We start from the raw sequence: 22255 nt of genomic DNA, 5'->3' as shown, positions 1-22255 counted from the left end.
CCCTAGACGCCGTCACCGGCGGGATCGGTTCCGGGAAGCCGGACACGCACCGGAATGAGTCCTGTGCCACACGCGACCGACGGCCGGACGTCAGCCGGCGGCCACCTCCGTGGACGGCGGCACGGTGGTGCCGGGGTGGGAGCGGACCTGCTCGGTGCACTCGTAGCGGCGCGGACGGGCCTCGCCGGGTCCGCCCAGGACCACGGAGCCGTCCCCCTCGGCCGCCGCCGAGTCGGACAGCGTGCACACGATCTGGGCGAGGGCGTAGGGGATGAGGCCGGCCGGGTCGGCGCTCAGCCGGAGCGCGTCCTCGGGGTCCCTGGGGTGCGGGCCGGTGGCCTTCAGCCCGGCCGGAACGTGCGTGGTGTAACCGGCCGCCTTCTCACCGGCCGAGGGCGGCGCGGCGAGCTGGTCCAGCAGGCCCTGCGCCACGACCACCCGGCGCCGTACGTCCGCCGTGCCCTCCGGCACCCGCACCGTGCGGTCGACGGCCACCAGCGACGAGCCGCACAGCAGGAACACCTGCACGGGCAGTCCGCGCGGGGCCGGCGAGGACAGGTCGGGCTGGGACACCGAGCAGGGCACCCGCGAGGGCGCGGCGCCGAAGTCCGTGGGCACCTCGGTGGGGCGGATGCCGCAGCCGGTGAGCAGCAGGGCCGCGGCGGGTACGGGGAGGGCGGCCACAAGGAGCCGGCGTACGTTCATCGGACGTCACCCTCCGAGTCGTCGCCCCGGCCCTTGCCCTTGTCCTTGCCCCTGCCCTCGTCCTTGCCCCTGCCCTCGTCCTTGCCCCTGCCCTCGTCCTTGGCCCTGTCCCTGTCCCTGTCGCGGTTCCTCTCCTTCTTGTCCTTCTTGCCGTCCCGCTCCCGGCCCCTCTCCTGCCGTTCCTCGGCGAGGGCCGAGGCGTCCTTGGGCAGGCGCAGGGTGAACACGGCACCGCCGTCGGGGGAGTTGGCGGCGGTGATGTCGCCGCCGTGGATGTGGGCGTTGTTCAGGGCGATGGACAGGCCGAGGCCGCTGCCCTCGGAGCGCGGCCGGGAGGCGCTCGCCTTGTAGAAGCGGTCGAAGACGTGCGGCAGGACGTCCTCCGGGATGCCCGGACCGTGGTCGCGGACCTCGATGACGATCTCCGCCTGCTGCGGCGGCTCCCCGGCCGTCTCCCGCACCGACACCCGCACCGGCGAGCCGCCGTGCTTGAGCGCGTTGCCGATCAGGTTGGCGAGGATGACGTCCAGGCGGCGCGGGTCCAGGCGGGCGTGCAGACCGCGCTCGGCGTCCAGCTCCACCGCGTCCAGCCAGGCGCGGGCGTCGATGCACGCGGTGATCTGGTCGGCGATGTCGACGTCGTCCAGGACCAGGCGGGCCGTCCCCGCGTCGAAGCGGGTGACCTCCATCAGGTTCTCCACCAGGTCGTTCAGCCGCCGGGTCTCGCTGACCACGAGCCGGACCGCGGGCTCGATCATCGGGTCGATGCCGCCGCTCTCGGAGTCCAGCTCCTCCTCCAGCACCTCCGTCACGGCGGTGATGGCGGTCAGCGGCGTACGCAGCTCATGGCTCATGTCGGCCACGAAACGGCGGGAGGCCTCGTCGCGGGCGGCCATGTCGGCGACCCGCTTCTCCAGCGCCTCGGCCGCGTTGTTGAACGTGCGGGACAGGTCGGCCAGTTCGTCGGTGCCGGACACGCGCAGCCGGGTGTCCAGCTTGCCCTCGCCGAGGCGCCGCGCGGCGACGCCGAGGCGGTGCACCGGCTTCAGCACGGTGGTGGCGGCGGCCTGCGCGAGCAGCGCGGCGCCGATCAGGGCGAGGGCCGTGGCGATCCCCAGCGACCAGGCCAGCGAGTTGAGGTCCTTGGCCTCCGGCTCCAGTGACTTGAGCATGTAGCCGGTCGGGCCGCCGCCGATCACCCGGGTCCCCGCCACCAGGTACGGCGTGCCGTGCTCGGTGACCCGCTGCCAGTACAGGTGGTACGGCGACCTGTTCGCCGAGGACACCGGCTGCCGCTTGTTCACCGCGACGCGCAGCGACTCGGGCACGTCCTCCAGGGCGAAGCCGCTCAGGCCCCCGGAGTTGCCGTACACCGGCCTGCCGTTCGCGTCCTGGGCGACCAGCAGCACGCTGAACCGCCGGCTGCTGCCCGCCATCTGGCCGGCCGTGTGCTGCAGCTGGTCCTGGGTGGGATGCGCGGGCAGCGCGCCCGCCCGGTTCTGCATCTCCTGCTGGAAGTCCCGCAGCACCGCGTCCTGGGTGCGGGTGAGCACCGCCTCCCGGTTGAGCCAGTAGGCGATCGCGGACGCGGACACGGCGGCGGTCAGCGCCACCAGCGCGAACACCACGACCAGCCGCAGCCGCAGGCTCGTGAACCGCAGCCGGGACAGTGCCCCCTTGCGTCCCGCGGCCCAGCCGCGGAGCCCCCCTTGCTCCTTGGTCACTGAGGCGCGTCCAGGCGGTAGCCGACCCCGCGCACGGTACGGATCAGTGTCGGGGACGACGGCACGTCCTCCACCTTCGCGCGCAGCCGCTGCACACAGGCGTCCACGAGCCGCGAGTCACCGAGGTAGTCGTGCTCCCACACCAGCCGCAGCAGCTGCTGCCGGGACAGCGCCTGCCCCGGCCGCCGGCTCAGCTCGAGCAGCAGCCTCAGCTCGGTCGGGGTCAGCTGGAGGTCCTCGCCGTTCTTCGTCACTGTCATCGCCGCACGGTCGATGACCAGGCTGCCGAAGGTCGCCGAGTCGGTCGCCTCCCGCTCCCCGCGGCGCAGCACGGCGCGGATCCGGGCGTCGAGCACCCGGCCCTGCACGGGCTTGACGACGTAGTCGTCGGCGCCGGACTCCAGGCCGACCACCACGTCGATGTCGTCGCTGCGCGCGGTCAGCAGGATGATCGGCAGCTGGTCGGTGCGCCGGATGCGCCGGCACACCTCGAAGCCGTCGATGCCGGGCAGCATCACGTCCAGCACGATCAGGTCCGGCCGCTGCTCGCGCAGCAGCTTCAGACCGTCCTCACCGCTGGCAGCGGTGGCCACCCGGTGTCCCTGGCGCGTCAGTGAGAGCTCCAGGGCCGTCCGGATGGCGTCGTCGTCCTCGATCAGCAACAGGGAAGGCACGGGCCTCATTCTGGCCCATGCCGGGCCGGGGTTTCGACACCTGGAGCGCTCCCGCCCGACTTGCCGGAACGATCCGCTGCCCGGACGCGTCCGTACCACCGTCCGTACGGCCGTCCGCGCAGCCGTTGCGTTGCGGGCCGTGACCACCCCCGTCACGGCCGTACCGACCCCTGTGACACGTCTGTGACAGTCGGCGGACACGGCGATGAAGTGGCGGCGGCAAGCTTTTCGGCACAGGCAAGGAAGCAAGCACGAACACCGGAACTCCACGACGGGGGGCGCGAGATGAACACGCTGCACAGTGCTGGCACCAGCGCAGTGGTCACGCGTCTGCACGATGTGAACGTCACCCGGGGTTCGGAGAAGTCCGGTGCCGTGAGCCCGCGGGGGTGCGCTCGCGGTACCGGGCGTCAGCACACCGCGTTCATGACGGTGGTTGACGCGCACACGGGGGAAACGCACGGGGGAACCGCGTACGGGGAGGACCCGGGGGAGCGCCGCACCCTGTCGGAGGCGGAGTTCACCGCCTACGTGCAGGAGCGCCGCGCCTCCCTGTACGCGACCGCCTACCACCTCACCGGCGACCGCTTCGAGGCCGAGGACCTGCTGCAGAGCGCGCTGTTCTCGACGTACCGGGCGTGGGACCGGATCAGTGACAAGGCGGCGGTCGGCGGATACCTCCGCCGCACCATGACCAATCTGCACATCAGCGCCTGGCGGCGCCGCAAGCTCAACGAGTACCCGACCGAGGAACTGCCGGAGACGCCCGGCGACACGGACGCCATGCGCGGCACCGAGCTGCGCGCGGTGCTGTGGCAGGCGCTGGCCCGGCTGCCCGAACTCCAGCGCACCATGCTGGTCCTGCGCTACTACGAGGGCCGCACGGACCCGGAGATCGCGGAGATCCTCGGCATCAGCGTCGGCACGGTGAAGTCCAGCATCTGGCGGTCCCTGCGCCGGCTGCGCGAGGACGAGGTCCTCAGCTTCGGCCGTGACCAGGAGGAGTCCTTCGGCGAGCTCGTCGCCTGAACGAGCCGGGCCGGAGGCCGGGGGGAACGGGGAGAACACGGGGGGAAGCACGGGGGACACGGGGGAAAACGGGGGGAAGCACCACCACGGGGGAACGTGGGGGGAGCGCACAAAGGGAGCGGGACTGGAGGGCCGGGGGGTCCGTCCAGTCCCGCTTCCGTGTGTGCGGGGGCGTCCCCGTCCCGCTCCCGTGCGCTGGAGGGACGCCGGGGGAGGCGCCCCGCCCCGCTTCCTCGCGTTCTCAGGCCGCCGTGGGTGCCTGCGTCCGGCCTTCGGCCGCCGCCGCGGCCAGCCGTCCCAGCGCCTCGTCGCGGTCGCAGGGGTGGGCGCCCAGGGCCACCTGGCGGGCCACGATCGAGCGCTCGGCACGCATCAGCCGCCAGCCGCGGCGCAGCAGGAACGGCACCGACTTGCGGCCCTCCTTCAGATCCCGCAGGAAGCGGCGGCGGAAGGTGGTGAGCGGGCCGCGGGTCAGGCACAGCGCGTCGGCCAGCAGGCCCAGTTCACGGCAGCGCTCCACGATCTCGGCGGCGAAGACGCCCTCGGCCACGAACAGCGGGGTGCTTCCGATGTGCAGCTCCTGCTCACCGGTGCGGGCGCTGAGCGAGATGTCGTAGACGGGCACGCCGGTGCTGCCGGTCGCGCACAGCCGGGCGATCGCCGCGACCGCGACGTCCGCGTCCCACGACCCGGGATGGTCCCAGTCGATGTCCGAACTCCCCGCCACCTGGGGGAGCGTCGGGTCGTCGCCCTCCTTGTAGAAGTCGTCGAGGCGCAGCACGGGCAGCCCGGAGCGGGCGGCGACGAGGGACTTGCCCGAACCCGACGGGCCGCAGAGCAGCACCACTCGGGCGGGTGACGGGGGATGGAGGCTCACGGAAGACCAGTTTGACGTATGGCGGCGCCGCTGCCGACCCCGCGGGTCGGCTTTGGTGTGTGGACCGCGTCTCAACTACCCTGTGCACCGAACCCGTCACTCAGCGCACCGGAAGCGCCCCGCGTGTCCCGGCGCACACCCCGGCGGACACCGGGGGCGCGTCCCGGCGCACTCCGGCGGACGCCGGGGGCCTCGTCAGGGCGCACCCCGACGGCTTCTCCAGACCTCCCGCAGACACCAGAAGGCGGCACCAGCAATGGCTCCACACGCGTCCCTCCTCCGCTCCACCGCCCGGCGCGCCCTGGTCGCCCTCGCGACCGCCGGCGTCGCCGTCGGCGCGGGCGCGACGGCCGCCGCGGCGGGCACGTCCCCCGCCGCGGACGGGCCGGACAGGCACCCGTCGGCCGGCGAGGCCGGGCCGGGGTCCGCGCTGAAGGAGGTGACCGGGGTGACCGGGCGGGCCGTGGGACCGGTCGCGGACATGAGGCCCAACGTGTTCGCGGGCACCGGCGTGGACCCGCTCAGCAACGCGGTCGGCACCGAGGTCGCCGACTTCGAACCGGTCGGCACGAGGACGGTCACCGACCCGGTGACGAAGGCCCGGTCGGTCGGGAGCGTGCCGGTGGTGGGGCGGGTGGTCGGCTCCGTGCGGTAGGGCGCGGGCGCTGGGTGCCGAGCGAGCCGCGTCCCGCCGGGGGAGGGCAGGCGCGGCTCTTGTGCTCAGTCCTGGAGGTCAGGCGGTGCGACCGAGACGGGTGACCATGACGCGGATCACGTCTTCCTCGATGATGTAGAGCACGCGGTAATCGCCGATGCGCAGGCGGCGTAGATCCGGTGAACCGTATGGAACGGACATCGCCGGGCGAGGGTCGTGGGCGAGTTCGTCGATCGTGTCCAGGACCAGAGCGAGACCGTTCGGGTCCTCTTTCAGGAACCGGGCTGCGGAGTCGAGAGCGTGCGGTTCGAAAATGATCTCGTAGGTCACCGCTGTTCGAGTCCCAGCCGCCTTCGCACCTCCGCCATGGGGATGCCGGGTCCGAGTGTTCCCTCTGCCTTGCGTCGCTGATAGTCGGCAACCGCCAAGGCGTCTTCCAGATCCTCTATCACCTGAGGGGAGACGAGCAGGGCGGCCACGTGCCCGTGGTCGGTGAGCGCGATGGTCTCCCGACCGTGGGCCGCGCGGCGGACCAGGTCACCGAGCTGGGAACGGGCGGCGCTGATGGCGATCTCAACCATGTGCACACCCTTCCACAACATGCATCTTGTGGTCAATTGGATGTCGGGTCGAGACGGCAACGGGCCGTGCCACCCCCCGGCACGACGGAAGGGTGGCACGGCCCGTTGCCCCGGGGCGGCTCAGTACGACGAGCCCGAGGCGCCCAGTGAGCCCGTCGTGTGCCAGACCGTCTTGGTCTCCATGAAGGCGGTCAGCCGCTCGGTCCCGGGCGTCGCCGTCCAGTCGTCCACAGGCTGTGGACGGAGCACGCGCTTGAGGTTGTCCGCCGCGGCGATCTCCAGCTCCTTCGCCAGCGCCTCGTCGGCGCCCGCGAGGTCGATCGCGTTGACGTCCTGGTGCGCGGCGAGCGGCGCCGCGATCTCGGCCGTACGGCCGGAGAGGACGTTGACCACCCCGCCGGGGACGTCGGAGGTGGCCAGCACCTCGGCCAGGGACAGGGCCGGCAGCGGCGACCTCTCGCTCGCCACCACGACCGCGGTGTTGCCGGTGGCGATCACCGGGGCGACCACGGAGACCAGCCCGAGGAGCGACGACTTCTGCGGGGCGAGGACGGCCACCACGCCGGTCGGCTCGGGGGAGGACAGGTTGAAGAACGGGCCCGCCACCGGGTTGGCGCCGCCGGTGACCTGGGCGATCTTGTCGGTCCAGCCCGCGTACCAGACCCAGCGGTCGATCGCCGCGTCCACGACCGCCGCCGCCTTCGCCTTCGACAGGCCCTCGGCGTCGGCGACCTCGCGCACGAACTGCTCGCGCCGGCCCTCCAGCATCTCCGCGACCCGGTAGAGGACCTGCCCGCGGTTGTAGGCGGTGGCGCCCGACCAGCCGCCGAAGGCCTTGCGCGCCGCGACGACCGCGTCGCGGGCGTCCTTGCGGGACGCCAGGGGCGCGTTCGCCAGCCAGTTGCCCTTGGAGTCGGTCACCTCGTACACCCGGCCGCTCTCCGAACGCGGGAACTTCCCGCCGACGTACAGCTTGTAGGTCTTGAAGACCGAAAGCCGCGGTTCGGTCTTGTCCGTCTTGTCGACTGTGCTCATTTATCGCTCGCCCTCCGGGCTCGACGGGGCGAGGTACGCCTCCAGGCCGTGGCGGCCGCCCTCGCGGCCGAAGCCCGACTCCTTGTAGCCGCCGAACGGCGAGGTCGGGTCGAACTTGTTGAACGTGTTGGACCAGATCACGCCCGCGCGGAGCCTGCTCGCGACCGCGAGGATGCGCGAGCCCTTGTCGGACCAGATGCCCGCCGAGAGGCCGTACGGGGTGTTGTTGGCCTTGGCGACGGCCTCGTCGGGGGTGCGGAAGGTCAGGACCGACAGCACCGGGCCGAAGATCTCCTCGCGGGCCACGGTGTGCGCCTGGGTGACGTTGGTGAACAGTGTCGGAGCGAACCAGTAGCCCGAGGTGGGCAGTTCGCAGGACGGGGACCAGCGCTCGGCGCCCTCCGCCTCGCCCTGCTCGGCGAGCGCGGTGATCCTGGCCAGCTGCTCGGCGGAGTTGATCGCGCCGATGTCGGTGTTCTTGTCCAGCGGGTCGCCCAGGCGGAGCGTGGAGAGCCTGCGCTTGAGGGAGTCCAGCAGCTCGTCGTGGACCGACTCCTGCACCAGCAGGCGGGAGCCCGCGCAGCAGACCTGGCCCTGGTTGAAGAAGATGCCGTTGACGATGCCCTCGACGGCCTGGTCGACCGGGGCGTCGTCGAAGACGATGTTGGCGCCCTTGCCGCCCAGTTCCAGGGTGAGCTTCTTGCGGGTGCCGGCGACGGTCCGCGCGATCTCCTTGCCGACGGCGGTGGAGCCGGTGAACGCCACCTTGTCCACGCCGGGGTGCGCGACCAGCGCGGCGCCCGCGTCGCCGTACCCGGGCAGGATGTTGACGACGCCCCTGGGCAGGCCCGCCTGCCGGCAGATGTCGGCGAAGAACAGCGCGGACAGCGGGGTCGTCTCGGCGGGCTTGAGCACCACCGTGTTGCCGGTCGCCAGCGCCGGGGCGATCTTCCACGCCAGCATCAGCAGCGGGAAGTTCCACGGGATGACCTGGCCGGCGACGCCGAGGGGCCTCGGGTCCGGGCCGAAGCCCGCGTGGTCCAGCTTGTCGGCCCAGCCCGCGTAGTAGAAGAAGTGCGCGGCCACCAGGGGCAGGTCCGCGTCCCTGGTCTCCCGGATCGGCTTGCCGTTGTCCAGCGTCTCCAGGACCGCCAGCTCACGGCTGCGCTCCTGGATGATCCGGGCGATCCGGAACAGGTACTTGGCGCGCTCGGCGCCGGGCAGCGCCGACCACTTCTCGAACGCCTTCCGGGCGGCCCGCACCGCCCGGTCCACGTCCGCCTCACCGGCCTGCGCGACCTCGGAGAGCACCTCCTCGGTGGCCGGGCTGACCGTCTTGAAGACCTTGCCGTCGGCCGCCTCGGTGAACTCGCCGTCCACGAACAGGCCGTAGGACGGCGCGATGTCGACGACCGACCGGGACTCGGGGGCCGGTGCGTATGCGAATGCGGATGCCATGGTGATCAGTCCACCGTCACGTAGTCGGGGCCGGAGTAGCGGCCGGTGGCCAGCTTCTGACGCTGCATCAGCAGGTCGTTCAGGAGCGAGGAGGCGCCGAAGCGGAACCAGTGGTTGTCCAGCCAGTCCCCGCCCACGGTCTCGTTGACCAGGACCAGGAACTTGATCGCGTCCTTGGAGGTGCGGATGCCGCCGGCGGGCTTGACGCCGACCTGGACGCCGGTCTGCGCCCGGAAGTCGCGGACCGCCTCCAGCATGAGCAGGGTGTTGGCGGGGGTCGCGTTGACGGCGACCTTTCCGGTGGAGGTCTTGATGAAGTCGGCGCCCGCCAGCATCCCGAGCCAGCTCGCGCGGCGGATGTTGTCGTACGTCGACAGCTCGCCGGTCTCGAAGATGACCTTCAGCCGGGCCGAGGTCCCGCAGGCCTCCCGCACGGCGGCGATCTCGTCGTACACCTTCAGGTACCTGCCGGCGAGGAACGCCCCGCGGTCGATGACCATGTCGATCTCGTCGGCGCCCGCGGCGACCGCCTCGCGCACATCGGCCAGTTTCACCGTCAGCGGTGCGCGGCCGGCCGGGAAGGCGGTGGCGACCGAGGCGACCCTCACGCCCGAGCCGGCGACCGCCTCCTTGGCGACGGCCACCATGTCGGGATACACGCAGACCGCGGCGGTGGCGGGAGCCGTACGGTCGGTCGGGTCGGGACGCACCGCCTTGGCGCCGAGCGCCCGGACCTTGCCCGGGGTGTCCGCGCCTTCCAGCGTCGTCAGGTCGACCATCGAGATGGCGAGGTCGATGGCGTACGCCTTCGCGGTGGTCTTGATGGAACGGGTGCCGAGCGAGGCGGCGCGCGCCTCCAGGCCGACCGCGTCGACGCCGGGCAGCCCGTGCAGGAAGCGGCGCAGCGTGCTGTCGGACGCGGTGACGTCGGCGAGAGCTGTCGCGGTGGGTGCAGTGGTGGGCATGGTCACCAGACGAGCATATCTACGCGCGTAGCGGCTGTACACCCCCCGGGGTGCGGCTGTACACCCCCCCGGGGTGCGCTGGGGGCGCCTGCCGGGGCGTGCGGGGTCCTCGGCCGGGGGGCCGGGCCCGCCGTGCGTGCGTGCCGGGGTCCGGCCGCCGGTGCGCCACGGGCCGCGCCCGCCCGTGCGTGCGGGGGCGCACCCGCCCGTGCGTCACGAGGGCGGTCCGTGGCCGTCGGACGGCCGGCGGGGCTTGGCGGGAAACGACAAGACAACGATCGCATTCCCGTGAGCACCGTCATCTACGCGCGTAGGCCAGGACCGGCTACTCTCATGCGCGTGAACGCATCTCTTCTTCCGGACGACCTCCAGGGCGACCCCCACGCCGCAGCCGACGCCGCCGCCGCGCGCCTGCGCGAACTCACCGGCGCCGAGACCCACGACGTCGCCCTCGTGATGGGCTCCGGCTGGGCACCGGCCGTCGACGCGCTGGGCGTTCCCGACGCCGAGTTCCAGGTCACCGAGCTGCCCGGGTTCCCGCCGCCGGCGGTCGAAGGGCACGGCGGCAAGATCCGCTCGTACACGATCGGGAACAAGCGCGCCCTCGTCTTCCTCGGCCGCACCCACTACTACGAGGGCCGCGGCGTGGCCGCCGTCGCCCACGGTGTGCGTACCGCGGTCTCGGCCGGCTGCAAGACCGTCGTCCTGACCAACGGCTGCGGCGGTCTGCGTGAGGGCATGCGCCCCGGCCAGCCGGTCCTGATCAGCGACCACATCAACCTCACGGCGACCTCGCCGATCGTGGGCGCCAACTTCGTCGACCTGACCGACCTGTACTCGCCGCGCCTGCGCGCCCTGTGCAAGGAGATCGACCCCACCCTCGAGGAGGGCGTCTACGCGCAGTTCCCCGGGCCGCACTACGAGACCCCGGCCGAGATCCGCATGGCCCGCGTCATCGGAGCGGACCTGGTCGGCATGTCCACGGTCCTGGAGGCGATCGCCGCCCGCGAGGCCGGTGCCGAGGTCCTGGGCATCTCCCTGGTCACCAACCTGGCCGCGGGCATGACCGGCGAACCCCTCAACCACGAGGAGGTCCTCCAGGCGGGCCGCGACTCGGCGACCCGTATGGGCTCCCTGCTGGCGCAGGTGCTCGGCCGCATCTGAGCCGTCCCGCGCGGCGGGCCCGGCGCGGCACCACGGCCCGGCCCGCCCCCGGGGGCGCAGGATGGGCGTGCGGCCCGCGGGCGCCGCGCCCGCGACGCCCGATCGCACCGCACCCACCGCATCTGCCCCCGCACCGCGGATCCGGACCGCACCCGCACCGGACCCCGCTACCCGACCGCACCCGCACCGGACCCCCGCGACCGGATCGCACCCGTGCCCGCGACGGGCTCCCGCGGCACCCGCCCGCGGGAGCACCACGGGCGCAACGGCCCAAGGCCCACGGCTCAAGGCCCACGGCTCACGGGCCACGGCCGCGGGGACCGACGACACACGAGAGGCTGACGAACCGTGCAGGACGACCTCATCGCACGCGCCAAGACGTGGCTGGCCGAGGACCCCGACGAGGAGACCCGTGAGGAACTCGCCGGCCTCATCGCCGCCGGGGACGTCGAGGAACTCGCCGCGCGCTTCTCCGGCACCCTCCAGTTCGGCACCGCGGGCCTGCGCGGGGAACTGGGCGCCGGTCCCATGCGGATGAACCGCGCCGTGGTCGTCCGGGCCGCCGCCGGCCTCGCCGCGTACCTGAAGAAGCACGCGCCCGCCGCACCGGAGGGCACGGCGCCCGGCCTCGTCGTCATCGGCTACGACGCCCGCCACAAGTCCGCCGACTTCGCCCGCGACACCGCCGCCGTCATGACCGGCGCCGGCCTGCGCGCCGCCGTGCTGCCCCGGCCCCTGCCCACGCCCGTCCTCGCCTTCGCCGTCCGGCACCTGGGCGCGGTCGCCGGCGTGGAGGTCACCGCCAGCCACAACCCGCCCCGGGACAACGGCTACAAGGTGTACCTGGGCGACGGCTCCCAGATCGTCCCGCCCGCCGACGCGGAGATCGCCGCCGAGATCGCGGCGATCGCGAGCCTGGCCGACGTGCCGCGTCCGGACTCCGGCTGGGAGGTCCTCGGCGAGGAGGTGCTGAACGCCTATCTCGCCCGCACGGACGCGGTCCTGGCCCCCGGCTCCCCGCGCACCGCCCGCACCGTCTACACGGCCATGCACGGCGTCGGCAAGGACGTCCTGCTCGCGGCCTTCGCCCGGGCCGGCTTCCCGGAGCCCGTGCTCGTGCCCGAACAGGCCGAGCCCGACCCGGACTTCCCCACCGTCGCCTTCCCCAACCCGGAGGAGCCCGGCGCGATGGACCTGGCCTTCGCCCGGGCCCGCGAGACCGGCCCCGACCTGGTGATCGCCAACGACCCGGACGCCGACCGCTGCGCCGTGGCGGTCAGGGACGGCGCGGACTGGCGGATGCTGCGCGGCGACGAGGTCGGCGCGCTGCTCGCCGCCCACCTGGTGGCGCGGGGGGCGACCGGTACCTTCGCCGAGTCGATCGTCTCCTCCTCCCTGCTCGGCCGCATCGCCGAGCGGGCGAAGCTGCCGTACGTGGAGACCCTCACCGGCTTCAAGTGGATCGCCCGCGTCGAGGGCCTGCGCTACGGCTACGAGGAGGCGCTGGGGTACTGCGTGGACCCGGACGGCGTGCGCGACAAGGACGGCATCACCGCCGCCCTGCTGATCACCGAGCTGGCCTCGCAGCTCAAGGAGCAGGGCCGCACGCTGTTGGACCTGCTCGACGACCTCGCGCTGGAGCACGGGCTGCACGCCACGGACCAGCTGTCGGTCCGTGTCCAGGACCTCTCGCTGATCGCCGACGCGATGCGCCGGCTGCGCGAGCGGCCTCCGGCCGAGCTGGCGGGCCTGCCCGTCATCCGGTCCGAGGACCTCTCCCGGGGCACGGAGTCCCTGCCGCCCACGGACGGTCTGCGCTACACGCTCGAGGGCGCCCGCGTCATCGTCCGCCCCAGCGGCACGGAGCCCAAGCTGAAGTGCTACCTGGAGGTCGTGGTCCCGGTGGAGTCGCGCGCCGCCCTGCCCGGGGCCCGCGCGAAGGCCGCCGAGACACTGGCGACGATCAAGCGGGACCTGTCGGCGGCGGCAGGCATCTGACACCCCGCGCCGCGCCGCGCCGGCCCGGCCCGGACCACCGCGCACGGCACGAACGGCCGCCCCCCGCCCGTGACGGGCGGGGGCGGCCGTTCGCCGTGACGGGGCGGGGACGCGCGGTTCAGCGGCCAAGGCGCGGCCCAATTGCGCGAGACCGGGCCGGGCGGGGGTGGCACGCTGTCGCGGCGGGCGGGTGGCCTGCGGCTGGACCGGGCGTGCGGTGTGAAGCCGTTGCCGGGCAGGTGGCGCGGTCGTGCCGGGCGGGTGGTGCGCGGTCGCGGCGGGCGGGTGGTGCGCGGTCGCGGCGGGCGGGTGGTGCGCGGTCGCGGCGGGCGGGTGGTGCGCGGTCGCGGCGGCCGGGTGGTGCGCGGTCGGACCGGACGGGCGGTGCGATGCCGTGCCGAGCGGGTGGCGTGAGACCGGCCGGGCGGGGTGCGAAGTCGCGTTGGGCGTGCGGTGTGAGGCCGGACCGGGCGGGCGGTGCGAAGCCGTGCCGAGCGGGTGGGGTGCGGTCGGCCGGGTGGCGGTGCGACGTCGCGTCGGGAGGGTGGCGCGAGACGCCGCGGAGGGGCAGTGCCGAGCCGAGCCGGGCCGGGCGGGGGGTGCCGAGCCGGGCCGGGCGTGCGGTGTGCGGCGCAGGTCAGGCCGGGCGAGCGATGCGAGCGATGCGAAGCCGCGCCGGGCGGGTGGCGTGAGGCCGGCCCGGCGGCGGTGGAGCCGTGCCGACGCGAAGCCAGGCCGGGGCGATGCGAGGCGGCGCCGGGGACTGAGGCGACGCCAGACGGGGCGGGTGGCGCGAGACACCGCGGACGGGCGGTGCCGCGCCGCGCCGGACGGGCAGTGCCCAGCCGGCCCGGGCGGGCGGTGTGAGGCCGGCCCGGCGGCGGTGGAGCCGTGCCGACGCGAAGCCAGGCCGGGGCGATGCGAGGCGGCGCCGGGGACTGAGGCGACGCCAGACGGGGCGGGTGGCGCGAGACACCGCGGACGGGCGGTGCCGCGCCGCGCCGGACGGGCAGTGCCCAGCCGGCCCGGGCGGGTGGCGTGAGGCCGGCGTGGGCGGGGCGAGTGCCGGGGTGGGCTCCGTGGCTCAGGTCACGGCCAGCAGGATCGCCAGCAGGACCGCCCCGGCCAGTGCCGGGCCGATGATCTCGTACGCCCAGCGGACCGTGACCTCGCCCTGAGGGGCGCCCTCCCGGCCCTCCCGGCTCTCCTGGAGTTCGCGCAGGTCGTCCATGTACTGGTCGGCCGACGCCCGGGTGGGACCGGCGTCGGCCCCGCCGCTCGGCCCGCCGAAGCCGAGCAGGCCGCCCCGCCCGGGCGTCGCACCCCGGGCGCCCGCGGCGGTGGCCCGCGCCTGCTGCCGGGAGGCCCGCTTGCGCGCCCGCAGGGAGACGGGCACCGCCCACAGCTGGTACTTGCCGCCGGACCTGGTGACCACCTCGTTCGAGTAGCCGGAGCGCAGGGCGGCGACCTGCTCCCAGGGGAGCACGATCACACGGAACGGGTTGCGGACGCGCAGCCGCTCCTCGTTGGCGTACACGGCGGGCCGCAGGGTGAAGGCGACCACCAGCGGCACGGCGAGGATCATCGCGGCGAGCGCGAGCCAGGGGACGCGGCCATGGCCCGTGACCAGCGCGTCCACGCCCAGCCACAGGACGATGGCGAGCATCAGCACACCGCCCGCGATGCCTGCGGACGACCGGTGGACCCGGTCGGCGGACTCGGGGGCCGGCGGCCGCGGCGCGGGGGACTCGGACTCGGGCGTCGTCATGCCCCGATTCTGCACGACCCCCCGAACGGGCCCCACCCACGGCCCCCCACTTCACGGCCCCGGGGCGGCCCCCACCCGCGGCCTCCGGACGGCCCCCGCCCACGGCCCCGGGACGCCCCCACCCACGGCCCCGGGACGGCCCCCCACCCACGGCCCCGGGACGCCCCCGCCCAACGCCCCGCCCGGGGTCCTTCGCCGGGCCCCGTCAGCAGGGGCGCTTGCGCAGTTCCATCACGTAGTCGTGGGGGGCTCCCGCGGACTCGGCCGCGTCGGCGATCTCGCCGAGGTAGCGGGCCGAGGGCAGGCCCCCCTCGTAGGCGTTGAGGACGTAGGTCCAGGCCTGCTCCTCGCCCTCCAGGGTGTGCACCCGGATCCGGGTGCGGCGGTAGAGGCCCAGGCCCACGCCCTCCCAGCGGTCCAGGGCGTCCTCGTCCATGGGGGCGATGTCGTACAGCGCGACGAAGACCTGGGAGATCGGGTCCTCCACCAGGGTGGCCAGCGCTCCCTCCCAGCCCATGTGCTCGCCCCCGAAGGTCAGCCGCCAGCCGTTCAGCCAGCCGGTGGCGCGCAGCGGCGAGTGCGGGGCGCGGCGGGACATCAGCCGCGCGTCGAGGTTGCCGGCGTACGCGGCGTAGAGCGACATGCGACGAAGCGTACGGCAGGCCGCAGCCGCCCCTCCGGGCCCTCAGGTAACGGAAGGGGCCCGCCCGCGCCCCCGGGGCGAGGCACCGCGAGCGGTGCGGGACAATGGAGTACGTGACTCGGATCGTGATCATCGGTGGCGGACCCGGCGGATATGAAGCGGCGCTGGTGGCCGCGCAGCTCGGCGCGGAGGTGACCGTCGTCGACTGCGACGGCCTGGGCGGCGCCTCGGTGCTCACCGACTGCGTGCCGTCGAAGACCCTGATCGCCACCGCCGAGGTGATGACCACCTTCGACTCCTCCTACGAGGAACTGGGGATCATCGTCGCCGACGACACCCCGCACGTGGAGCAGGCGGCCCGGGTGGTGGGCGTCGACCTGGGCAAGGTCAACCGGCGTGTGAAGCGGCTCGCGCTCGCGCAGTCGCACGACATCACCGCCTCCGTGACCCGCGCGGGCGCCCGGGTCATGCGCGGGCGCGGCCGGCTGGAGGGCATGCAGGCCCTCGACGGCTCGCGCAAGGTGGTGGTCACCGCCGCCGACGGCAGCGAGGAGACGCTCACCGCGGACGCCGTCCTGATCGCCACCGGCGGCCACCCGCGCGAGCTGCCCGACGCCCAGCCGGACGGCGAGCGCATCCTGAACTGGACCCAGGTCTACGACCTCACCGAGCTGCCCGAGGAGCTCATCGTGGTCGGCTCCGGCGTGACCGGCGCCGAGTTCGCCGGCGCGTACCAGGCGCTCGGGTCGAAGGTCACGCTCGTGTCGTCCCGGGACCGCGTGCTGCCGGGGGAGGACCCGGACGCCGCCGCCGTGCTGGAGGACGTGTTCCGGCGCCGCGGGATGAACGTCATGGCCCGCTCGCGCGCCGCCGCGGCCAAGCGGGTCGGTGACCGGGTCGAGGTGACGCTGGCCGACGGCCGGGTCATCACCGGCTCGCACTGCCTGATGGCCGTCGGCGCCGTCCCCAACAGCGCCGGCCTCGGCCTGGAGGAGGCCGGCGTCAGGCTGCGGGAGTCGGGCCACATCTGGACCGACAAGGTCTCGCGCACCACGGCGCCGGGCGTCTACGCGGCCGGTGACGTGACCGGGGTGTTCGCGCTCGCGTCGGTGGCGGCGATGCAGGGACGTATCGCCATGTACCACTTCCTCGGCGACGCGGTGGCCCCGCTGAACCTCAAGACGGTCTCCTCCAACGTCTTCACCGACCCCGAGATCGCCACCGTCGGCTACAGCCAGGCCGACGTGGACGCCGGCAAGATCGACGCCCGGTGCGTCAAGCTGCCGCTGCTGCGCAACCCGCGCGCCAAGATGCAGGGCATCCGGGACGGCTTCGTCAAGATCTTCTGCCGGCCGGGCACGGGCATCGTGGTCGGCGGCGTGGTCGTGGCGCCCCGCGCCTCGGAGCTGATCCACCCCATCTCGATCGCCGTCGACAACAATCTGACGGTCGAGCAGATCGCGAACGCCTTCACCGTCTACCCCTCGCTCTCGGGGTCGATCGCGGAGGTGGCCCGGCAGCTGCACACCCGCAAGACCGCGGGCGACATCTGAGGGCCGGCGCGGCGGGCCGCGCACGGGCAGCGGCCGGTCACGGCCGGTCGCACGGCGGTCCCGCGGCCGGTCACGGCCGGCCGCACGGCACGTTCCGCGGCCGGTCGACGGCCGGTCGCGGACCATGCGGGAGGCATAGGCGAGGCGGGTAGGCCTCTATACCACTCCGCACCCCACTCTGCGAACAACTTCTGCTATTCGGCGCAAACAGCTGAAAGCAGACGGTCGTCGGCGTTACTGTCAGTTTCGTGTTCGCTGCTGAACGTCGTCAATTGATCCTCGAAATGGTGCGCGCTAACGGAGCCGTGTCGCTCCGTGAGCTCGCCCGCGTCGTCCAGACCTCCGAAGTGACCGTACGGCGGGACGTGCGCGCGCTGGAGGCCGAAGGACTCCTCGACCGCCGCCACGGCGGTGCTGTACTGCCGGGCGGGTTCACCCGCGAGTCCGGCTTCCCGCAGAAGTCGCATCTCGCGACCGCGGAGAAGACGGCCATCGCCGACCTCGCCGCGGGCCTCGTCGACGAGGGCGAGGCGATCGTCGTCGGAGCGGGTACGACCACGCAGGAGCTGGCGCGCCGGCTCGCCCGGGTCCCCGGGCTGACCGTCGTCACCAACTCCCTCCTGGTGGCCCAGGCGCTGGCGCATGCCAACCGGGTGGAGGTCGTGATGACCGGCGGCACGCTGCGCGGCTCCAACTACGCCCTGGTCGGGTCGGGGGCCGAGCAGTCGCTCCAGGGGCTGCGGGTGTCCAAGGCCTTCCTGTCGGGCAGCGGTCTGACCGCCGAGCGCGGCCTGTCCACCTCAAACATGCTGTCGGCGTCCGTCGACCGGGCCCTGGTCCACGCCGCCGCGGAGGTCGTGGTCCTCGCCGACCACACCAAGCTCGGGACGGACACCATGTTCCAGACCGTCCCCACCGAGCTCATCACCCGCCTGGTGACGGACGAGCCCCCGGTCCACGACGACCGCGCGGCCACGGAACTGCAGGCGCTGGCCGACCAGGGGGTGCAGATCGCCGTGGCCGGAGCCTCGGGAAATCCCTCCGGTGACCAGGCCCCCGCGCGGGGCGAGCGCCGCCGGGACGTGCCGCTCCCGGGGCCCCGCCGCAGCCAGGTCACCGGACCGGCCCTTCGCTCGGCCCTGGGCGCGGAGCAGTCGGCGGGCCCGGAGCGGGCGGCCCGGGTGGCGGACCTGCGCCGCCGGTGAGCGTCGGCACCCGCGTACGGCGGTGAGCGTCGGCACCCGCCCCCGCCCGGCGGTGAGCGGCAGGACCCGCGGAGGCGGTGAGTGCCGGCCGGCCGCGACCGGCGCCGGTGCGTGAGGGGTGACACGCGGGGCCGGTGATGCCGTACGGCACCCGCGACGCGCGGCTCGTTCAGCAGCGAGGCGCCCGGCGGACTCGCTGACAGCGAGTCCGCCGGGCGCCTCGGGCGTACCGGGGTGGGGGCGGATCAGTCCTTGATCTCGCAGATGGCGGCGCCGGAGGTGACGGAGGCGCCGACCGTGGCGCTCAGGCCCTTGATGGTGCCGCTCTTGTGCGCGTTCAGCGGCTGCTCCATCTTCATGGCCTCCAGGACGACGACCAGGTCGCCCTCCTTGACCTCTTGGCCCTCCTCGACCGCGATCTTCACGATGGTGCCCTGCATCGGGGAGGCGAGGGTGTCGCCGGAGACGACGGGACCGGACTTCTTCGCCGCGCGGCGCTTGGGCTTGGCGCCCGCCGCGAGCCCGGTGCGGGCCAGGGACATCCCCAGCGAGGCCGGCAGGGAGACCTCCAGGCGCTTGCCGCCGACCTCGACGACGACCGTCTCACGGCCCGGCTCCTCGTCCGCGTCCCCGTCGGCGGGGGCGGCGAAGGGCTTGATGTCGTTGACGAACTCGGTCTCGATCCAGCGGGTGTGCACCGTGAACGGATCGGTGGAGCCGGTCAGTTCGGGGGCGAAGGCCGGGTCGGTGACGACCTTGCGGTGGAACGGGATGGCGGTGGCCATGCCCTCGACCTGGAACTCCTCCAGGGCGCGCGAGGCGCGCTGCAGCGCCTCCTTACGGGTCCGGCCCGTCACGATCAGCTTGGCCAGCAGGGAGTCCCAGGCCGGGCCGATCACGCTGCCGGACTCCACGCCCGCGTCCAGCCGGACGCCGGGGCCGGAAGGCGGGGCGAAGGTGGTGACGGTGCCGGGCGCGGGCAGGAAGTTCCGGCCCGGGTCCTCGCCGTTGATGCGGAACTCGAAGGAGTGGCCGCGCAGCACCGGGTCGTCGTAGCCGAGCTCCTCGCCGTCGGCGATGCGGAACATCTCGCGCACCAGGTCGATGCCGGCGACCTCCTCGGTGACCGGGTGCTCGACCTGGAGGCGGGTGTTGACCTCGAGGAAGGAGATCGTGCCGTCGTTGCCGACGAGGAACTCCACGGTGCCGGCGCCGACGTAGCCGGCTTCCTTCAGGATGGCCTTGGAGGCCCGGTACAGCTCGGCGACCTGCTCCTCGGACAGGAACGGCGCGGGAGCCTCCTCCACCAGCTTCTGGTGGCGGCGCTGCAGGGAGCAGTCACGGGTGGAGACGACGACCACGTTGCCGTGCCGGTCCGCCAGGCACTGGGTCTCCACGTGGCGGGGCTTGTCCAGGTAGCGCTCGACGAAGCACTCGCCGCGGCCGAAGGCGGCGACCGCCTCGCGCACCGCGGAGTCGTACAGCTCCGGGACCTCCTCCAGGGTGCGGGCGACCTTCAGACCGCGCCCGCCGCCGCCGAAGGCCGCCTTGATGGCGATCGGCAGGCCGTGCTCCTCGGCGAAGGCGACGACCTCGTCGGCACCGCTCACCGGGTCGGGGGTGCCCGCCACCAGCGGGGCGCCGGCGCGCTGCGCGATGTGCCGCGCCGCGACCTTGTCGCCGAGGTCGCGGATGGCCTGCGGCGGGGGGCCGATCCAGATCAGGCCGGCGTCCAGGACGGCCTGCGCGAACTCGGCGTTCTCGGAGAGGAAGCCGTAGCCGGGGTGGATGGCGTCCGCGCCGGACTCCTCGGCGGCCTTCAGGACCTTCTCGATGTCCAGGTAGCTGGTGGCCGGCGTGTCACCGCCCAGGGCGAATGCCTCATCCGCGGCGCGGACATGCAGAGCGTCCCGGTCCGGGTCCGCGTAGACGGCCACGCTCGCGATCCCGGCGTCCCGGCAGGCCCGGGCCACGCGGACAGCGATTTCGCCACGGTTGGCGATGAGCACCTTGCGCACGATTGAGGCTCCCTCCTTGAAACAAGCCGAGTTTAGGGACTGCCGACACGGCACTTCGACCCGTCCCCAATGGTGAGCTTGCCCACACGGAGCGTGACTCGAGGCTTGCTCGACCTGTGAAATCCCTTGTCGCACCGCTGTACGCAGGACTCCTCCGGGAAACCCTAGCCCCCCGGTGTGGTCAAGGTCTCTGTGAGGGCGTGCTGCGGCCCACTTCGTTTCTTTGTGGAGTCCCTACGAATGGCCCAATGATTCTTTGCCGTTCGCAGGACTCTTGTCCCCCGGTTTACCCGTTAGTAGCGTTCGCGATGTCTCAACGGTACTGGCGGTAACAGGGCTCCTCGGGTGAGCCGCGGGCGAAAGTGGGTGGGACCGGTGGTGCGCAGACCGGTGGCGTGGGTCGTGGCGATCGTGCTCTTCGCCGAGGCGTTCGGTTTCGCGGCGCTGAACTGGTTCCTCGGGGAGGTCGTGGACCGGCAGCAGATGTCCCTGGCCGGTCTCGACGCCGACGTGATGTCGACGTCGTCGAAGGCCGGCGGCGTGGTCTTCGGCCTGTACTTCGCGCTGTGCGGCCTGGTCGCCCTGCTCGTCGCCCTGCGCGGGCGCCGCCCGGCGGGGTTCGGACGCGTGCTGCTGATCAGCGTGGCGGTGGTGCACGCGCTGCTGGGCGCGTTCGCGTGGGGGCTGGTGGGCCCGCCGGCGTTCCTGTTCATGGTGGTCGTCCTCGCGCTGGTCGTGCTGCTGCTCATGACCTACGACCGCGAGGAGGGCGACCGTCCGGCCGGCGCCGCACCGGACGCCGGCGGCCCCGGGGGCACGGACGGCTCCGGCGACGGCTCCAAGGGCACGGACGGCCCCGGCACCCCCGAACCCTCCGACAGCGTGCCGGACGCCCCGGCGGGCCCGCCCCCGGTCACCCCGCCGGCCGAGCCGCGCACCACCTGACCGGAGGAGGAGCGGCTCCCGACCGGGGACGGGGCAGGACCGGCTCCCGACCACTGGGAGAACCGGTTCCTGACCACAGGGAGGAGCGGCTCCCGACCCGGGGAGGACAGGCCGCTCCCGGCCGCGTGTCAGGCCGTCGTCGGGGTCCACAGGTCGGTGATGGCCACGCCCAGCTCGGCCAGCAGGTGGCGGATCATGGGCAGGCTGATGCCGATGACGTTGCCGTGGTCGCCGTCGATGCCGTCGATGAAGGGGGCCGAGCGGCCGTCCAGGGTGAAGGCGCCGGCGACGTGCAGGGGCTCGCCCGAGGCGACGTAGGCGGCGATCTCCTCGTCGCTGGGGTCGCCGAAGCGGACCACCGTGGAGGCGGTGCCCGAGGCGTACCGGCCGCTCACCGTGTCCCACACGCAGTGCCCGGTCTGCAGCGTGCCCGCCCGGCCGCGCATCGCCTTCCAGCGCGCGGTGGCCTCCTCGGCGTCTGCGGGCTTGCCCAGCGCCCGCCCGTCGAGTTCGAGCACGGAGTCGCAGCCGATCACCAGGGCGCCGCGCACGTCCGGCCGGGCCGCCACCACCGAGGCCTTGGCCTCGGCGAGCGCGAGCGCCAGCTCGGCGGGGGTGGGGGCGGTGACGGCGTCCTCGTCGACGCCGCTCACGATCACCTCGGGCTCCAGCCCGGCCTGGCGCAGAAGCCCGAGCCGGGCGGGGGACTGGGAGGCGAGGACGAGTCGGCGGCGCGGCTGGTCAGTCATGCGGTCAGCGTATCGGGGCGGCCGGACCCGCTCACCTCAGTCCGATCAGGACCATCGCCAGCACCATGGCCAGCGCCACGAGGACACCCAGCCGCCGGAGCATCTCCTGCGTGTCCCGCAGCTCCTGGGGCGGCTCGTCGTCGGGGTCGGACCACAGCATGCCCCGATCGTCCGGTGCCGGCGGCCCCGCGCGCCTGAGTACGCGTACTCAAGTTGCGCGGCGGCCGCCGGCCGTGCGGTCCGGGTCAGCCGGGCCAGTACGTCCGGGCCCAGGACGTGGGACCCGGCGCCGGGACCCGCCGTGCGCTCAGCCGGGCGGGATCGGACCAGGAGGCCCGCGGGGCGGGCGCGCCGGACGGCAGGGCCGCTGCCGCCGCGGCGCGCGCCCGGACCACCGCCAGGGCGGCGGCGAGCTCCTCCGGGGTCGGGTTTCCTCGTACGACCTTGATGTTCATGACCGCTCCAAGGGTCGGCGTCCGGGCCTGCGGGCCTGAGGGCCTGCGGGGGAA

Annotated in this window: 22 protein-coding genes; 7 read left to right on the top strand and 15 right to left on the bottom strand. The window is 73.7% G+C overall.

Annotation, left to right across the window (positions count from 1 at the left end; genetic code table 11):
* Nucleotides 1–90: 90 nt before the first annotated feature.
* Genes ACI2LW_RS01755 through afsQ1 form a run of 3 tightly spaced genes read right to left on the bottom strand, consistent with a single transcriptional unit; the run spans nt 91 to nt 3103 of the window.
* Nucleotides 91–705, bottom strand: coding sequence for a hypothetical protein (locus ACI2LW_RS01755; RefSeq protein WP_404729124.1), 615 nt, complete (start codon nt 703–705; stop codon nt 91–93).
* Entirely contained in the window at nt 702–2429 is a 1728-nt protein-coding gene (locus tag ACI2LW_RS01750; RefSeq protein ID WP_404729123.1) for a sensor histidine kinase, read from the bottom strand. Before ACI2LW_RS01750 ends, ACI2LW_RS01755 begins: the two co-directional genes overlap by 4 nt.
* Nucleotides 2426–3103 carry a two-component system response regulator AfsQ1 gene (gene afsQ1, locus ACI2LW_RS01745; RefSeq protein WP_404729122.1) on the bottom strand — a complete coding sequence of 226 codons (678 nt, stop codon included), beginning with the start codon at nt 3101–3103 and terminating at the stop codon, nt 2426–2428. Before afsQ1 ends, ACI2LW_RS01750 begins: the two co-directional genes overlap by 4 nt.
* A gap of 285 nt (nt 3104–3388) precedes the next feature.
* Between afsQ1 and ACI2LW_RS01740 the strand changes: the two genes are divergently transcribed.
* A complete protein-coding gene (locus ACI2LW_RS01740; RefSeq protein ID WP_404729121.1) occupies nt 3389–4132 on the top strand; it encodes a SigE family RNA polymerase sigma factor in 744 nt (247 codons plus the stop codon).
* 241 nt (nt 4133–4373) lie between these two features.
* Here ACI2LW_RS01740 and ACI2LW_RS01735 read toward each other — a convergent pair whose 3' ends face one another.
* A complete protein-coding gene (locus tag ACI2LW_RS01735; RefSeq protein ID WP_404729120.1) occupies nt 4374–5009 on the bottom strand; it encodes a uridine kinase in 636 nt (211 codons plus the stop codon).
* A 256-nt stretch (nt 5010–5265) separates the two neighbouring features.
* Here ACI2LW_RS01735 and ACI2LW_RS01730 point away from each other — a divergent pair, with 256 nt between their 5' ends.
* Nucleotides 5266–5664, top strand: coding sequence for a hypothetical protein (locus tag ACI2LW_RS01730; RefSeq protein ID WP_404729119.1), 399 nt, complete (start codon nt 5266–5268; stop codon nt 5662–5664).
* Nucleotides 5665–5742: 78 nt separating this feature from the next.
* Here ACI2LW_RS01730 and ACI2LW_RS01725 read toward each other — a convergent pair whose 3' ends face one another.
* The 5 genes from ACI2LW_RS01725 to deoC form a co-directional block, all read right to left on the bottom strand.
* Nucleotides 5743–5994: a type II toxin-antitoxin system RelE/ParE family toxin gene (locus ACI2LW_RS01725; protein ID WP_404729118.1), complete on the bottom strand. Its 252-nt coding sequence runs from the start codon at nt 5992–5994 to the stop codon at nt 5743–5745.
* Nucleotides 5991–6245 carry a type II toxin-antitoxin system Phd/YefM family antitoxin gene (locus ACI2LW_RS01720; protein ID WP_404729117.1) on the bottom strand — a complete coding sequence of 85 codons (255 nt, stop codon included), beginning with the start codon at nt 6243–6245 and terminating at the stop codon, nt 5991–5993. Before ACI2LW_RS01720 ends, ACI2LW_RS01725 begins: the two co-directional genes overlap by 4 nt.
* Before the next feature lie 120 nt (nt 6246–6365).
* Complete coding sequence (locus tag ACI2LW_RS01715) at nt 6366–7280, bottom strand: aldehyde dehydrogenase family protein (RefSeq protein ID WP_404729116.1); 915 nt, start codon at nt 7278–7280, stop codon at nt 6366–6368.
* Entirely contained in the window at nt 7281–8738 is a 1458-nt protein-coding gene (locus ACI2LW_RS01710; RefSeq protein WP_404729115.1) for an aldehyde dehydrogenase family protein, read from the bottom strand.
* A 5-nt stretch (nt 8739–8743) separates the two neighbouring features.
* Complete coding sequence (deoC, locus tag ACI2LW_RS01705; protein ID WP_404729494.1) at nt 8744–9703, bottom strand: deoxyribose-phosphate aldolase; 960 nt, start codon at nt 9701–9703, stop codon at nt 8744–8746.
* Nucleotides 9704–10042: 339 nt separating this feature from the next.
* On the opposite strand from deoC, the gene ACI2LW_RS01700 reads away from it, so the two are divergent.
* Entirely contained in the window at nt 10043–10867 is an 825-nt protein-coding gene (locus ACI2LW_RS01700; RefSeq protein WP_404729114.1) for a purine-nucleoside phosphorylase, read from the top strand.
* 348 nt (nt 10868–11215) lie between these two features.
* On the top strand, nt 11216–12865 hold the full coding sequence (locus ACI2LW_RS01695) for a phospho-sugar mutase (RefSeq protein WP_404729113.1): 1650 nt from the start codon (nt 11216–11218) through the stop codon (nt 12863–12865).
* A gap of 1084 nt (nt 12866–13949) precedes the next feature.
* Here ACI2LW_RS01695 and ACI2LW_RS01690 read toward each other — a convergent pair.
* Together ACI2LW_RS01690 and ACI2LW_RS01685 are read right to left on the bottom strand one after the other, a co-directional pair.
* Nucleotides 13950–14633 (bottom strand): PH domain-containing protein, encoded by a 684-nt coding sequence (locus ACI2LW_RS01690; protein WP_404729112.1) that lies wholly within the window; start codon nt 14631–14633, stop codon nt 13950–13952.
* 205 nt (nt 14634–14838) lie between these two features.
* On the bottom strand, nt 14839–15276 hold the full coding sequence (locus ACI2LW_RS01685; RefSeq protein WP_404729111.1) for a gamma-glutamylcyclotransferase: 438 nt from the start codon (nt 15274–15276) through the stop codon (nt 14839–14841).
* A gap of 104 nt (nt 15277–15380) precedes the next feature.
* Between ACI2LW_RS01685 and ACI2LW_RS01680 the strand changes: the two genes are divergently transcribed.
* Together ACI2LW_RS01680 and ACI2LW_RS01675 are read left to right on the top strand one after the other, a co-directional pair.
* Nucleotides 15381–16829: an NAD(P)H-quinone dehydrogenase gene (locus ACI2LW_RS01680; RefSeq protein WP_404729110.1), complete on the top strand. Its 1449-nt coding sequence runs from the start codon at nt 15381–15383 to the stop codon at nt 16827–16829.
* Nucleotides 16830–17077: 248 nt separating this feature from the next.
* A complete protein-coding gene (locus tag ACI2LW_RS01675; protein ID WP_404729109.1) occupies nt 17078–18034 on the top strand; it encodes a DeoR/GlpR family DNA-binding transcription regulator in 957 nt (318 codons plus the stop codon).
* A gap of 245 nt (nt 18035–18279) precedes the next feature.
* Here ACI2LW_RS01675 and ACI2LW_RS01670 read toward each other — a convergent pair whose 3' ends face one another.
* On the bottom strand, nt 18280–20052 hold the full coding sequence (locus tag ACI2LW_RS01670; RefSeq protein ID WP_404729108.1) for an acetyl/propionyl/methylcrotonyl-CoA carboxylase subunit alpha: 1773 nt from the start codon (nt 20050–20052) through the stop codon (nt 18280–18282).
* Nucleotides 20053–20427: 375 nt separating this feature from the next.
* Between ACI2LW_RS01670 and ACI2LW_RS01665 the strand changes: the two genes are divergently transcribed.
* Entirely contained in the window at nt 20428–20997 is a 570-nt protein-coding gene (locus ACI2LW_RS01665) for a hypothetical protein (protein WP_404729107.1), read from the top strand.
* Between the two features lie 128 nt (nt 20998–21125).
* On the opposite strand, the gene ACI2LW_RS01660 is transcribed toward ACI2LW_RS01665, so the two are convergent.
* The 3 genes from ACI2LW_RS01660 to ACI2LW_RS01650 all read right to left on the bottom strand — a co-directional run bounded on the left by ACI2LW_RS01660 (nt 21126) and on the right by ACI2LW_RS01650 (nt 22201).
* Nucleotides 21126–21746: a Maf family protein gene (locus ACI2LW_RS01660; protein WP_404729106.1), complete on the bottom strand. Its 621-nt coding sequence runs from the start codon at nt 21744–21746 to the stop codon at nt 21126–21128.
* Nucleotides 21747–21777: 31 nt separating this feature from the next.
* Nucleotides 21778–21906, bottom strand: a complete 129-nt coding sequence (gene mmpB, locus ACI2LW_RS01655; protein WP_404729105.1) for a morphogenic membrane protein MmpB — start codon at nt 21904–21906, stop codon at nt 21778–21780.
* 85 nt (nt 21907–21991) lie between these two features.
* Complete coding sequence (locus ACI2LW_RS01650; RefSeq protein WP_404729104.1) at nt 21992–22201, bottom strand: acyl-CoA carboxylase epsilon subunit; 210 nt, start codon at nt 22199–22201, stop codon at nt 21992–21994.
* Between the last annotated feature and the right edge of the window lie 54 nt (nt 22202–22255).

Origin of the sequence: Streptomyces sp. NPDC004065, from assembly GCF_044903565.1 — a bacterium.
Taxonomy (GTDB): domain Bacteria; phylum Actinomycetota; class Actinomycetes; order Streptomycetales; family Streptomycetaceae; genus Streptomyces.
This window is presented reverse-complemented; position numbering and strand designations above follow the sequence as displayed.